General features: G+C 71.2%; 14 protein-coding genes and 1 riboswitch. Of the genes, 4 read left to right on the forward strand and 10 right to left on the reverse strand.

Going from position 1 to position 12889, the window contains the following annotated elements; all coding sequences use genetic code 11:
- Window positions 1–5: 5 nt before the first annotated feature.
- Window positions 6–82: riboswitch (cobalamin riboswitch) on the reverse strand.
- Window positions 83–169: 87 nt separating this feature from the next.
- From ACFVDP_RS23975 to ACFVDP_RS23985, 3 genes are all read right to left on the reverse strand, one after another.
- Window positions 170–535: a hypothetical protein gene (locus tag ACFVDP_RS23975; protein WP_383492999.1), complete on the reverse strand. Its 366-nt coding sequence runs from the start codon at window positions 533–535 to the stop codon at window positions 170–172.
- Between the two features lie 198 nt (window positions 536–733).
- Window positions 734–3115 (reverse strand): phosphoketolase, encoded by a 2382-nt coding sequence (locus ACFVDP_RS23980; protein ID WP_383493001.1) that lies wholly within the window; start codon window positions 3113–3115, stop codon window positions 734–736.
- Window positions 3116–3227: 112 nt separating this feature from the next.
- Window positions 3228–3446, reverse strand: coding sequence for a hypothetical protein (locus ACFVDP_RS23985; RefSeq protein ID WP_383493004.1), 219 nt, complete (start codon window positions 3444–3446; stop codon window positions 3228–3230).
- 630 nt (window positions 3447–4076) lie between these two features.
- Between ACFVDP_RS23985 and ACFVDP_RS23990 the strand changes: the two genes are divergently transcribed.
- Both ACFVDP_RS23990 and ACFVDP_RS23995 read left to right on the forward strand, forming a co-directional pair.
- Window positions 4077–5282 carry an ANTAR domain-containing protein gene (locus tag ACFVDP_RS23990; RefSeq protein WP_383493271.1) on the forward strand — a complete coding sequence of 402 codons (1206 nt, stop codon included), beginning with the start codon at window positions 4077–4079 and terminating at the stop codon, window positions 5280–5282.
- A 255-nt stretch (window positions 5283–5537) separates the two neighbouring features.
- Window positions 5538–6221, forward strand: coding sequence for a GAF and ANTAR domain-containing protein (locus tag ACFVDP_RS23995; RefSeq protein WP_383493007.1), 684 nt, complete (start codon window positions 5538–5540; stop codon window positions 6219–6221).
- Window positions 6222–6327: 106 nt separating this feature from the next.
- Here ACFVDP_RS23995 and ligD read toward each other — a convergent pair whose 3' ends face one another.
- The 5 genes from ligD to ACFVDP_RS24020 all read right to left on the reverse strand — a co-directional run bounded on the left by ligD (window position 6328) and on the right by ACFVDP_RS24020 (window position 9136).
- Window positions 6328–7338 carry a non-homologous end-joining DNA ligase gene (gene ligD / locus ACFVDP_RS24000; RefSeq protein ID WP_383493010.1) on the reverse strand — a complete coding sequence of 337 codons (1011 nt, stop codon included), beginning with the start codon at window positions 7336–7338 and terminating at the stop codon, window positions 6328–6330.
- Window positions 7335–7505 (reverse strand): hypothetical protein, encoded by a 171-nt coding sequence (locus ACFVDP_RS24005; protein WP_383493012.1) that lies wholly within the window; start codon window positions 7503–7505, stop codon window positions 7335–7337. Before ACFVDP_RS24005 ends, ligD begins: the two co-directional genes overlap by 4 nt.
- Window positions 7506–7555: 50 nt before the next feature.
- Window positions 7556–7882, reverse strand: coding sequence for a plasmid stabilization protein (locus ACFVDP_RS24010; RefSeq protein ID WP_383493015.1), 327 nt, complete (start codon window positions 7880–7882; stop codon window positions 7556–7558).
- Between the two features lie 26 nt (window positions 7883–7908).
- Window positions 7909–8706 carry a SigB/SigF/SigG family RNA polymerase sigma factor gene (locus ACFVDP_RS24015; protein ID WP_383493018.1) on the reverse strand — a complete coding sequence of 266 codons (798 nt, stop codon included), beginning with the start codon at window positions 8704–8706 and terminating at the stop codon, window positions 7909–7911.
- Window positions 8707–8890: 184 nt separating this feature from the next.
- Window positions 8891–9136, reverse strand: coding sequence for a DUF6479 family protein (locus tag ACFVDP_RS24020; protein ID WP_383493020.1), 246 nt, complete (start codon window positions 9134–9136; stop codon window positions 8891–8893).
- A gap of 309 nt (window positions 9137–9445) precedes the next feature.
- On the opposite strand from ACFVDP_RS24020, the gene ACFVDP_RS24025 reads away from it, so the two are divergent.
- Together ACFVDP_RS24025 and ACFVDP_RS24030 are read left to right on the forward strand one after the other, a co-directional pair.
- Window positions 9446–10018 carry a hemerythrin domain-containing protein gene (locus ACFVDP_RS24025; protein ID WP_383493023.1) on the forward strand — a complete coding sequence of 191 codons (573 nt, stop codon included), beginning with the start codon at window positions 9446–9448 and terminating at the stop codon, window positions 10016–10018.
- A 129-nt stretch (window positions 10019–10147) separates the two neighbouring features.
- Window positions 10148–10900 carry a S1 family peptidase gene (locus ACFVDP_RS24030; protein WP_383493026.1) on the forward strand — a complete coding sequence of 251 codons (753 nt, stop codon included), beginning with the start codon at window positions 10148–10150 and terminating at the stop codon, window positions 10898–10900.
- Window positions 10901–10946: 46 nt separating this feature from the next.
- Here the strand turns inward: ACFVDP_RS24030 and ACFVDP_RS24035 are convergent, their stop codons facing one another.
- Window positions 10947–11846 (reverse strand): hypothetical protein, encoded by a 900-nt coding sequence (locus tag ACFVDP_RS24035; RefSeq protein WP_383493027.1) that lies wholly within the window; start codon window positions 11844–11846, stop codon window positions 10947–10949.
- Window positions 11843–12853, reverse strand: coding sequence for an SPFH domain-containing protein (locus ACFVDP_RS24040; protein WP_383493030.1), 1011 nt, complete (start codon window positions 12851–12853; stop codon window positions 11843–11845). Before ACFVDP_RS24040 ends, ACFVDP_RS24035 begins: the two co-directional genes overlap by 4 nt.
- Window positions 12854–12889 lie beyond the last annotated feature (36 nt).

Here is a 12889-nt window from a genome sequence, read left to right on the forward strand (position 1 = left end):
GCCGTGGGTGATCGGACTCGCGCGGCCTGGACAGGCCACGCACACCGTTGCGGGACAGCGCCGGATTCTCACCGGCTTCCCCCACGGGAGGCAGGCGCAGCCTACCAAGCCCGAGTCAGGGGCGACCCGCGCGGGTGGTACTTACCGATTACCTCCCTTCCCCCTCGGGTCAGCGCGGGACGAGCACGAACTGGCTCTCGCGTTCCTGGTCGCCCGAGACCGATCCGGCGTCCTGGACGGTGAAGTCCTCGGCGAGCGCCGCGCGGACCCTGGACACGTCGTGGGGCGCGCCCTGGGCGGTCACCGACACCGGACCGCCGATCTTCGTGTCCGGTACCGAACCGGGCGCCTCCGCGCCGATGTCGAGTTCCGCCGTCCATACCGTGGGATGCGTCTCGTCGGCCGGCGCGGTGCCGTTCCCCGAGCGGTCGGGGAACCGGGAGGTCAGACGGGCGAGGACAGAACGGGCGTCGTCCGCGGTGCAGTTGCTCAGGGTCACGGTGACGGAGGCGCCGTCGTTCGTCAGGCTGCTCATGGTGAACTCCTTGCTGGGCGGGGCTGAAGCGGGGGCTAGAGCGGGGGCTGGAGGGCGGCCTCGGCGGCCACCACGTGCCGGACGCGTTCACGCGATCCGGCCTGTTCGGTCGTCATCGTGTAGCCGATGTCCACCATGTTCGCCTCCAAGTGGGCTGTCGTGCGGGCGCGTTGAGACCGTCACGGACGTGCGCGCGTCTCAGTCGGCCCACCTCCACTCCGTGATCTCGGGCAGGTCGGTGCCGTGCTCGCGGATCCAGCTGTCGTGGCGGGTACGGGCGTCCGCCATGCGCTGACGGACCGGGGCCGCGGAGACGGCGAGGCCGGGGGCGCGGTCGATGACGTCCATGACGAGGCGGAAGCGGTCGAGGTCGTTGCGGACGACCATGTCGAAGGGCGTCGTCGTGGTGCCGGACTCCTTGTAGCCGCGTACATGCAGGTTCGCGTGCCCGGCGCGGCGGTAGGCGAGGCGGTGGATCAGCCACGGGTAGCCGTGGTAACCGAAGATGACCGGCTTGTCGCGGGTGAACAGACCGTCGTACTCGGCGTCGCTCATGCCGTGCGGGTGTTCCTCGGCGGGCAGCAGCGTGGTCATGTCGACGACGTTGACGACGCGTACCGCCAGATCCGGCAGGTGTCGGCGCAGGAGCTGGGCCGCGGCCACGACCTCTTGGGTGGGGACGTCGCCCGCGCAGGCGAGGACCACGTCGGGTTCACCGCCGTGCTCCGTCCCGGCCCACTCCCACACGCCGGCGCCGCGGGAACAGTGGGCGCGGGCCTCGTCCAGGGGGAGCCAGTCGGGTCCGGGGTTCTTGCCGGCCACGATGACATTGACCCGGTCACGGCTGCGCAGCGCCCGGTCGGCGACGGCCAGCAGGGTGTTCGCGTCCGGCGGCAGGTACACCCGGACGATGTGCGGGCTCTTGTTGAGGACGTGGTCGATGAAACCGGGGTCCTGGTGCGAGAACCCGTTGTGGTCCTGACGCCACACGTGTGAGGTGAGCAGGTAGTTGAGCGAGGCGATGGGCGCCCGCCACGGCAGCTCGCGCGAGGTCTTCAGCCACTTGATGTGCTGGTTGACCATGGAGTCGACGATGTGGACGAACGCCTCGTAGCACGAGAACAGGCCGTGCCGTCCGGTGAGCAGATACCCCTCCAGCCAGCCCTGGCACAGGTGCTCGGACAGGACCTCCATGACCCGGCCGTGCCGGTCGAGGTTCTCGTCGACCGGCAGGATGCGCTCCTGCCATGCCTTGCCGCTGGACTCGTACACCGCCTGAAGCCGGTTGGAGGCCGTCTCGTCCGGGCCGACCAGCCGGAAGTTGCGCTCCCGAGCCGTGTCGGCCATGACCCTGGCCAGCAGGTCGCCCAGCACCTCGGTCGGGGCGTTCAGCGTCGCTCCCGGCTTGTCGACCGGTACCGCGAACGCGTCGAGGGGCGGCAGCGGCAGGGCGCGCAGGCGCAGACCGCCGTTGGCGTACGACGACGCACCCAGCCGCCTGGACCCGTCCGGTACGCAGGCGAGCACATCGGGGGTCGGGCGCCCGTCGGCGTCGAACAGTTCCTCGGGCCGGTACGAGCGCAGCCAGCTCTCCAGCTGGGCGAGGTGTTCGGGGTTCTCACGGACCCCCGGGAGGGGCACCTGGTGGGCACGCCAGGTGTTCTCCACGGGCAGCCCGTCGACCTCGCCGGGGCCGGTCCACCCCTTGGGCGTCCGCAGCACGATCATCGGCCACCGCACGGGCGCGACGGCCTCGCCGGTCCTGGCCGCCCGCTGATGGGCGGTGATCAGGTCCAGGGCCCGGTCGAGGGCGCCCGCCAGGTCCTGGTGCACCTGCGCCGGGTCGTCGCCCTCGACGTACAACGGCACGTGCCCGTAGCCGCGCAGCAGCGCGTCGAGCTCGTCGTGCGGCATCCGGGACAGCACCGTCGGATTGGCGATCTTGTAGCCGTTGAGGTGCAGGATCGGCAGGACGGCGCCGTCGTGCACGGGATCGAGGAACCGGGACGAGTGCCAGGACGCGGCCAGCGGACCCGTCTCCGCCTCGCCGTCCCCCACCACGCAGGCGACCAGGAGATTCGGATGGTCGAAGGCGGCCCCGTACGCGTGCGCCAGCGAATACCCCAGCTCACCGCCCTCGTGAATGGATCCGGGCACCTCGGGCGCCACATGGCTCGGCACGCCGCCGGGGAACGAGAACTGCTTGAACAGACGGGCCATCCCCGCCTCGTCACGGCTCACGTCCGGACTGATCTCGCTGTAGCTGCCCTCCAGCCATGCGTTGGCCAGCACCGACGGCCCGCCGTGCCCGGGGCCCCACACGCACAGCGCCTCCAGGTCCCGCTGCTTGATCACCCGGTTCAGGTGGGTGTACACGAGGTTCAGGCCGGGCGAGGTGCCCCAGTGCCCGAGCAGCCGCGGCTTGATGTGCTCGGGGCGCAACGGTTCGCGCAGCAGCGGGTCGGACATCAGGTAGATCTGCCCCGCGGCCAGGTAGTTCGCCGCGCGCCAGTGCGCGTCCACCGCGCGCAGTTCGGCGTCGCCGAGTACGCGGGTGTCGGGGTCGTGGGACGTGGTCATCGCTGCTCCAGAACGGGGTAGGTCTGCGTCGTCACGCCGCTGCGGGCGAGCTCGGCGGTGGTGCCCGTGGTGCGGGAAACCGCTCGTGCGCGTGTTCCCACACAGGCCGGAGTCACTCACGTGGCCCGCTCGTCCCCTTCCACCCTGACGCACCCCGGCGCCCCGCGCACGGCCGTGCGCCGATGACCCCGGCAGGCCGGCGCCGCGCAGTGGACGGCGGCAGGATGCCGGTGCACGCGAACAGCGCGGCCTTGGCGCCCGCGTGCCCCAGGACGTACAGGGCGACCACGACGCCGGACAGCACCGGCAGCGCGTACGCGGCGATGCTCATCAGCTCGGCACCAACGTGGCATACGTGTCGAGCCCGGTGCCCGCCGCATCGTCGACGGGGACGATGCCCACGCTCCTGCCGCCCACCGGCTCCCGGCCCGCTCCTCGGCGCCGGACGACGGCCGTCGGGCCCCGCGGCGGAGGGCCGGCTTTCAGTGCCTCACCTGGGAGCGGACGGTCGTCGGCGTCCCGTAGGATCGAAGCCCGCAGCGCTTGGGCAAAACAGGTGCTCGTTGACAGCAGGCTGACACCGTCACCGGCTGCGCAGCGCCGTGCCCGGTATCCGTCCGTTCTGTGCGTCTGCGTCTCCTCGTTGCGTGTGTCCGCCATTTCCCTGAGAGCCACCGCGCTCGTGAAGGAGCGGCATGGGCACCCACGACCGATGCACCTGGCTGGACCTCGCGTCCACCGCACCCTTGTCCCGGCACATTCCGCGTGGTTCTCGGGGGAGTTCGGCGTGCACAGGGGCGATGTGTGCGACGGGCGACATGACGACGCCAGCGCGGCTCGCGGCGCGCCTGAGCGCCGAGCCACCGAGGACGAACGACCCGCGATCGGCCGGCCGCGCACTGAGACGGCCGGCCGGGACCCGGCTGACCGCACACTCCCGCGAGGTCGTGGCGTGACGCGCATGCCGGAGGCGACGGTCCGCTGGGTGAAGGCGACCCCCGTGCGACTCGTGCGCCTGTCCGGAGACTTCGACGCGACGAGCGTCGAGGCTCTGGTGGAACTCTTCCTGGAGCGGGCGCCGCGTGCGGAAGAGCGGCTGGTGCTGGATCTGACGGCGGCGCGGCTGGTGGGCGCGACCGCTTCGCGCGTACTCGTGAATCATCTGGGTCCCGGTGAGCGGCGCACCGTGCTGGTCGTGGCGACGGCAGCGGCGGAGCGGGCTGCGTTCGTCAGGGCGTCGGCGCCCGGACCGCACGTGTACACGAGCGTCGAGGCGGCTCTGGCGGCCCTGCCCGAGCTTCCCGCCGGGGCGGCCGAAGCGCTGACGCGGGCCCATGGGGCCGACCTGACGCTGGACAGGTTCGCGGACCTGCAACAGCAGGTGTTCGGGCTGCGGTCCAAGTCCCGTACCCGGGAGGTGATCGGCATGGCTCAGGGAATTCTTCTCGAGCGCTACGGGCTGAGGTCGCCGTCCGCCGCGTTCGACCTGCTGCGGCTGGCCTCCCAGCACCACAACGTGCCGGTGCGGATCCTCTCCGCGGAGGTGGTCACGACCGCGCCGCCACCACGCGAGCGGGCCTGGTTCCCTGGCCTGACGGGCCGTGACGTGAACGCCGCCCCGGACATCGGCCTCTTCGTGGACAAGGCTCTGGACGCGGGCGACTTCAAACAGGTCATGCGCGCCGTGGTGTTCGAGGCGATGACGCGGACGGACGCGGACGCCGTCGAAGTGCACCTGCCGCACGCGGTCCTGGGCAGAACGCTGATCCTGGAAGGGCATTCCGGGCTGGACGCGACGTACCGCGACGGCGTCGCCGAGGTGAAGGACCCCCTGGCCCTGCCCGTACTGGTGCACGCCAAAGCGCAGACCGTCTTCGTGGCCGACCTCGCCACCGACCTGAACGTCGGCACGTCCCCGACGGGCCGGGCGGCGCTCGCCGCGGGAAGCCGGGCCCTGCTGGGCGTACCCGCCCTCGCCGACGACCGGGCCTGTGTGGGCGTCCTCACCGTTCACCACCGTCGGCCGGGACGCCGGCTGACCGACGGCCAGGAGACGGCGCTGGAGGCCCTGGCCGGGGAACTCGCGATCTGGCTCTCCTGGTACCGGCGGGTCGTCGTCCTGAACGCCCTGGAATATCTGCACATGCGGGCCTCGCAGCCCGGCTGAGGCCGAGGTGCCGGCCGTCGTCGACGGATCACGTCGGTCCAGAGTCCGCTTCTGTCGGCTGTTCGGCATTACGGTGTCGAGTGAGGGTTGGGAACACAGCTCTCATGTCTCTCGGAGCCGTCATGCGCTCCGAGAGACACCCGTTCAGGATCCTGAATCGCCCGGGCCGATACGAGAAGGCCGGGTTGTGAGCGGGCGCGCGTGCGAGGCCGGCGGGACGGGCACCGGAAGCCGACGCACACTGAGGAGCCGCTGATGGACTGGCGTGAATTCGCGGTGCACATGGCCACCATGTCCCGCAGCTTCCTGGCCGGGGACACCGTGCCGGTCACGCTCGACAAGATCACGGCCGCGGCGGTGGAGCTGGTCGAGGGCTGTGACGCGGCCGGAATTCTGGTGCTGCGCAAGGGCCGTGCCGAGTCCCTGGCCCCGACCGAGCGACTTGTCACCGAAAGCGACCGGTTGCAGGAGAGTCTCGCGGAGGGGCCGTGCTTCGACGCGGCCCGCCACGGCCATCCCGCCTTCCGCATCCGGGACGTGAGTACGGAGACCGTACGGTGGCGGGCTTTCGCGCCCGAGGCGCATCGGCTGGGAATCGGCAGCATGATGGGCTTTCTGCTCTACACGGACGACCGGCACGACCTGGGCGCCCTCAACCTCTACTCCCGCAAGCCCGGCGCGTTCACCGACGACAGCGAGACAGCGGGCTGGATGCTGGCCTCCCACGCCGCGACCGCGCTGGCCACCGCCCATGAGCACGCTTCGATGCGGCGAGCCATCGACACACGCCACACCATCGGCGAGGCACTGGGCATCCTCATGGCACAGCACCACATCACCGAAGAGGACGCCTTCGACACCCTGCGCCGCTACTCGCAGGAGAAGAACGTCAAACTCCGTGACGTCGCCCAGCAGGTGTGCGACAAGGGCACGCTGTAGCCCGTGACCGTCATCAAGGACTGAGGTCCCGCAGCGGGTCGCGTGCGGGCCCCAATGCGCGACCCTTGCGCGCCAGATCGCCCCAGGGGTCGGTGCGGGCGCGCGGTCATGTCTGTGCCCGCTCCCTCACCACGTCGGTCGGCTGCTTGTCGTCGCGCAGGCCCTGGTAGCGCGGGTGGCGCAGCATGCCGTCGCGTGTCCACTCGGTGAAAGCGATCTGCACCACCAGATGCGGTCGCGCCCAGTGGGCGGTGGGCGGGGCGACGCGTCCTGCGAAGGGGGAGGTGTCCACACGCAGTTCGTCGAGCCTGGCTCTCAGCTCGGTCAGCGTCTTCCGGTCGAATCCGGTGCCGACCTTGCCCGCGTAGCGCAGCCGGCCGTCGTCGTAGTAACCGATCAGCAGGGCACCGATGCCCTTCCTGCTGCCGGTCGGCTCGGTGAATCCGCCGACCACGAACTCCTGGTCCCGGGCGCACTTGAGCTTGAGCCAGTCGTCGGAGCGCCGCCCCCGGTACCCGCTGTCCGCGCGCTTGGCGATGAGCCCTTCCCAGCCCCGCTCGCAGGCGTCGGAGAGCAGCTCCGGTCCGCCCTCGTTGCGATGGGTGGTCAGGCGCAGGGGCGCTCTGAACGTCAGCGCTTTGCGCAGCAGGGACTTACGGGTACGCAGCGGCAGTCGCCGCAGATCGGTTCCGTCGAGCCGCAGGAGGTCGAAGGCGTAGTACGTCACCGCCACCTTGCTCCGCGCCACGTCCGCGGGCCGGGTGAGTCCCATGCGCTGCTGGAGCATTCCGAAGTCCGTACGGCCGTGTGCGTACGCGACGATCTCGCCGTCGATCGTGAAGTCCGCGCAGTCCTGCGCGGCGAGGGCGTCGACGATCTCCGGATAGGTGGAGTCGATCCTGCGGCCGGAGCGGGACCGCAGCGTCACCCGGCCGTCTTCGCGCACGGCGAGCACCCGGATGCCGTCGAGTTTCCGCTCGAAGATCCACCCGGCGGGGAAGTCACGGCGGTCGCTGAGGGTCGCCAGCATGGGAGACGCCGCCAGTTCGACGCCGGGTGCGGCCGGGGAGAGCCGGTGTTGCAGCGCGGACGGCACGGTGTCGAGCAGACCGGTCATCCCCGCCCACCTCCCTCCGCCTCGGCGACCTGGCGCAGGGTGCGTCCGCCGGACCGCTCGGCCGCGTCACCCGGTCCGTCCGGCGCCCGGTGCTCGTCGTGCGGCTCCTTCGTACGGTCGAAGTTCCGCTTGTCGTGACAGGCCCGCGGGCCGTCCCTGTCGCTCACGGCGATCTCCTGGGGCCTGTCCGGATCGCGGACGCCGGGTGGGGTGGGGCTCAGCGGTCGACGGCGCGGGCCAGTTCCGCCTTGTTCATCGAGGAACGGCCTTTGACGTCCTTGCGCCGGGCCTCGGCGTAGAGCTGGTCCTTGGTGCGGCCCTGTGCGCCCTTGTGGGACCGTTCGCCTCCTCGCTGGGAGGCCGACTTGGGGTCCTGGGTGGAGGTGCGGCTCGCGGTGCGGGACTCGCCGCTGCGGGCCCGTTCCTTGTTCACGGTGCGCGCGGCGATCTCCTCGGCCCGCTTCGTGGACTCGCCGCGCTTCTTCGCGCTCTCCTTGACGTGCTCGTACTGGCGTTCCCTCTTGCTGTTCGATCCTGCGGGCATGACGTTTCCTTTCGGGGAGCCGGGAGTCAGGCGGCCTGCTGGACCGCGCGGGCGCCGCGGTCGGCGTACTCGCGGACCTGTTCGCAGCTGCGGGTGATGAGGCGGGAGACGTGCATTTGGGAGCATCCGACCCGCTCCGCTATGCGGGCCTGGGTCATGTCCTCGAAGTAGCGCAGGTAGAGGATCTCCCGTTCCCGGTCGGGAAGTCGGCGCAGGCCTTCCTTGGCCGCCTCCCGGTCGGCTATCAGGTCATAGGCGCCCTCGGTGCGGCCGAGGACGCCGGCCAGGCTGAACGAGTCACCGGAGCTTCCCAGTTCGGCATCGAGCGACAGGCTGCTGTAGCTCTCCAGGGCGCCGACTCCGTCGCGGACCTCGTCGAGGGTCAGGCCGGCCTGCGCGGCGATCTCGTCGAGGTCGGGCTCCTGTCGGTGGCCGGGCTGTTCCAGCAGGTCACGGCGTGCGGAGCGGACCTTGTTGCGCAGGTCCTGCACCCGCCGGGGGACGTGCACGTCCCAGGTGTGGTCGCGGAAGTGGCGGCGCAGTTCTCCGGTGATGGTGGGCACCGCGTAGGACTCGAACGCGCCGCGGCCGGGCTCGTAGCGTTCGACGGCCTTGACCAGACCCACTGCCGCGATCTGCTTGAGGTCTTCGAGGTTCTCGCCCTTGTTGCGGAACCGGGTGGCGAGGCGGTGGGCCATGGGCAGCCAGGCCTCCACCAACTCCTCGACGAGAGTGCGGCGCTCGCGCCCCTCGGAGGTGACTGCCAGGTGAAGGAAGGCCTGCTCTGTGTGAGGAGCATCGTGGTGCGGGTGACCGGTGGACATCGAGGATCGCTCCCTCATCGTTGCTGTCGGCAAGGATGACCAGGAGGCGATCAACACCCCGTCCGGGTGGATCTGTCCTCCTGGAAGCGCGCCTGTTGTCCCAAGCACACATTGTGCGACTGCCTCTCGACCCTACGAATAAACATCATGCGCCGCACCCGGAGCGTCCCGGGGCAGCCGCGGGTCAGGGGTGGGGGTGGCCCTGGTCGGGGTCGTCGTCCGGGGTCTGCCAGCCGGTGCCGCGGCGGGCCGGGTCCTCGGTGGGGCCGGGCTGGACCGGGGGCGTGCTGATCTCGGTGCGGCGCGCGGTGCGGCGTCGGCCCACCACGAAGGCCAGGACCAGGGCGACGACGATGACGACACCCACGGCGACGAGAATGAGCCCGGGACTGAGGGAAGCGGCCAGAACATAAGCACTCAGAATCTCCATATCGATCATGTACCCGGTTGAGGGTGTGCCTCACGTTTACGCGTGCAGGAAGACCTGAGTGGCGCTGATGGCCGTAGACGCGCGGACGGCATTCTGACCGGCTCCCTGTGCGTCGGACGCAGGTGGCTTCCGGCAGGCGTCGGCGTCGCCGCGTAGACACAGGGCCGGCCCGCGTTCCCGGGACCGGACGCGTCCGGAATCGGTGCGCATGCGGGCAGGGCGGAAGGGGACCCGCCGGTGCGTGGACGGAGGTCACCGCGCACAAAAGGCGCGCGTGCCGTCGCCGACGTCACCGAGAGGCAGGAAGACATGCCCGAGCACGACAGCACGAGCGGCTCCAACGACGTCACCGCGCTGTTGAAGGCGCAGCACGAACGTATCCGCGAACTGTTCGCCGAGGTGGTCAACACCAAGGGCGACGAGCGCAAGAGCAACTACCACGATCTGGTGCGGCTGCTGGCAGTCCACGAGACCGCCGAGGAAGAGGTGGTCCACCCCTTCGCCCGCCGGAACATCGAAGGAGGCGAAGGCATCGTGAAGGCCCGCATCGAAGAGGAGGAGAAGGCCAAGCGGGTCCTCGCCGAACTCGAGGACATGGACCCCGACTCCGACCGGTTCCTGGACAAGATCGCCGCGCTCCGCGAAGACGTCCTCGCGCACGCGGAGGCCGAGGAGCGCGAGGAGTTCGCACACTTCGACAAAGCCGCCGACCAAGGAAAGCTGAAGAACCTGGGCCGGGCGGTGAAGGCGGCCGAGGCGCTGGCCCCCACCCGGCCGCACCCGGGAACCGACACGGTCGCCAAGAACCTGGCCGTCGGACCGGTGGCGTCCGTCGTCGACCGGACCCGGGACGCGGTGCGGCGCGCCATGGGCGAGCACTGAAGCCTGCCGGGCAGGGCCGGGAGCCCGCACCGGGCTCCCGGCCTGTTCGCAACGATTCGGACCCGGGCCCGGGGCACAGGCGGCCGTGCATGGTTGGGAAAAGCCGTATCTCGTGCCAAAGTCGGGCCGATGAGGACAACTACAGCGTGGGCGCGTCGTGTCGGTGGGGCGGCGTCGGCCGTCCTGGTGCTGCTGACCGCCGCCGTGGCCACCGCGGGGCCGTCCGCCGCGGTGATCGGCGGAGCCCGAAGCACCTACGGGCCGTGGGCGGTTCGCATGTTCGTCGACGGCAAGCCCGAGTGCACCGCGACGGCGATCGCCCGGCAGTGGATCATCGGCGCGTCCCACTGCTTCTACGAACAGGCGGAGCCCGTCGCCGACCGCCGGATCACCTTCCGCGTCGGTGCGCTCGACGTACGCGAGGGGACCGTGGTGCACCCCCTCCCGGGCAAGCGGGTGGGCAGCGCGGACGCCGACATGATGCTCGTCAAGGTGGAGCCGATGAACGTCCGCGTGGCGCGCCTGTCCACCGCACCGGCCCGTCCGGGCGCCGTCGTACGGCAGTTGGGCTGGGGCGCCACCTGCACCGGCGACGAGAACCGCTGCCAGTCGCCCGTGCTCAGGGAGTCGACGCTGCGCGTGCTCAGGCCCGACGCCCCGCAATGCGAGGGCTACACCGTGCCGGGCGGTTCGGACTTCTGCATGGGCAAGGTCGTGGGCATCCCCGCGGGCGGTGATTCGGGAGGCCCGGTGACGACCATCGGACCGCGCGGCACGGAAACCCTGCTCGGTGTCTTCTTCGGCTCCGACCGCGAGACGACGGCCGGGGCCGGCGACATCTCCCGGCAACTGACCTGGATCCGGTCCGTAATCCGGCACTGAGCCGTCCCGCGCCGACGCCCCGACATCTCGCGGGGGCCCGGCGTGCTCAGCCGACCAGCCGCAGTCGCTCGGCGCAGACCCCGACCCGCACCGTCTGCCCCCAGGTCAGCTCCACCGCGTCGGCCTCCATGCCGTCGCCGAAGGCCACCAGCCGCTCCGACTCCACGGTCAGGGACAGCCGGGCCCGCGCCGTCAGTTCACCCGCGCTCAGCCGCGTTCCGGTGACCGGCGAGGGCCAGGCCTCGCGGACGAACCACAACAGCCGGTCGTCCGTCGGCCCGGGCAGCGGCCCGGCCCCGCCGCGCTCCTGCCACACCGACCGGATCCACCCGGTCGCCCCCGTCCCCGTACCGATCAGCACCCCGGAGGAGGCCTGGGCCTCGACGGCACCCCTGTCGTCGTCGAGGCCCAGGCGGTATCGGGCGGTGCGGTGACCGGCCGCACCGACATAGATCTCGTTGAGCGCCACCAGCCGCTGCGCGTCGTCGGTGACCGCCTCCACCATGGTCAGCTCGTCGACACCCGAGTCCCCGTCCAGCGCGGTGGGCAGCAGCCGGGCGACGTCCGCCGACCGATGGCGCACCAGCACCCCCAGATTGCGCCCCGGGTCCGCATCGACGCCGATCACCGGCCGGCCGCCGACGTACTGGGCGACGTTCGCCACCAGCCCGTCCTGCCCGACCACGATCACGACGTCCTGCGGCGCGAACAGGAACCGGTCCAGATCCGCACGCTCCACCTGCGCCCGCCGCCAGCTCAGCGGCACCGCGGCGGCCGCGTCGGTCAGCGCGCGCATCGCCCGCCGGTGCCGCTCGGCGACCTCCGCGATGTCACGGCCGCGGGACGAGAGGAAGAACGCAGCCTGCCCGTGCGTTCCGTGGTGCGCCACCAACTCCTCGTACTCCGTGGTGCGATGGACGAGGACGGCGCGGGGTGCGAGGCTCATTCCGGCCGCCCGCCGTCCGTGCCGAGCCGTGCGAGCAGACCGGTGAGCACATCGGGGGAGACGGTCACGCTCTCGATGCGCGGCAGGTTCTCGGCCAGTCGCGTGCCGGTGAGCGCGTGCAGCGTCGCGACGTCGGTCTCGCCGTGCACCCGCAGCCAGGCGGCCTGCGCCTGGGCGCGTGCCTCGCCGGCCTCGCGGGCGGCCTCCGCCTCCGCGTGGGCGAGCCGGACCTTGCGGTCGGCCTCGGCCCGTACGCGTACGGCGTCGGCTGCCGCCTGCTCCTCGGCCTCGCGCCGGGTGTTGGCGCCCCGCTGCTCGACCAACTGCTCCTCCCTGCGGGCCAGTTCGATCTGACTGGCCAGCTCGTTCTCCGCGATGGTCCGTTCCCGTTCGACGGCGACCGCGCGCCGTTCGTACGTCGCCCTGTCCGCCTCCTGCTGGATGCGTTCGCGTGCCGGGGTGCGCAGGGCGCGCTCCACCTCGGGCTCGGGGCGCAGCGCCATCACGCGGACGGCGACCACCGCGATGCCGGTGGCGGGAAGCCTCGGCTCCTCGTGCAGCCCGGCGGTGACGGCGTCGCGGACGGCGGGCACCCCGTCGACGAGGGCGGACGCCAGCGTGGTGCGGGTCAGCACGTCCAGCGCGTGCTGCTGCGCGGTCTCCGTCAGGAGCGTCGCCAGCTGTTCCAGCGGAGCACCGCGCCAGATGCCGGAGTCCGGGTCGACGGAGAAGTCCAGGTGCTCCGCCGCGACCGCCGGATCGCCGATCCGGTACGTCACCGTAGCCTGCACGGCCACGTCCTGGAAGTCCGCGGTCCTGGCGTGGAACGTCATCGCCAACTCCCGGTCGTCCACCGGGATTTCGGAGATGGCGGCGGACAGCGGACGGAACCAGAAGCTCAGCCCGGTTCCGTCGTGCGCCAGTTGGCCCGAGCGGTGGTGGCGCACGTGGATGGTGGGTGCGGTGCGCAGGTGGCGCCAGCCGAACCGCTTGGTGATGTCTGCCATGACGAAGCCCTCCCGTTAAAGTCACTATGACTTTAA

Source organism: Streptomyces sp. NPDC057694 (genome assembly GCF_042799415.1).
Classification (GTDB): domain Bacteria; phylum Actinomycetota; class Actinomycetes; order Streptomycetales; family Streptomycetaceae; genus Streptomyces.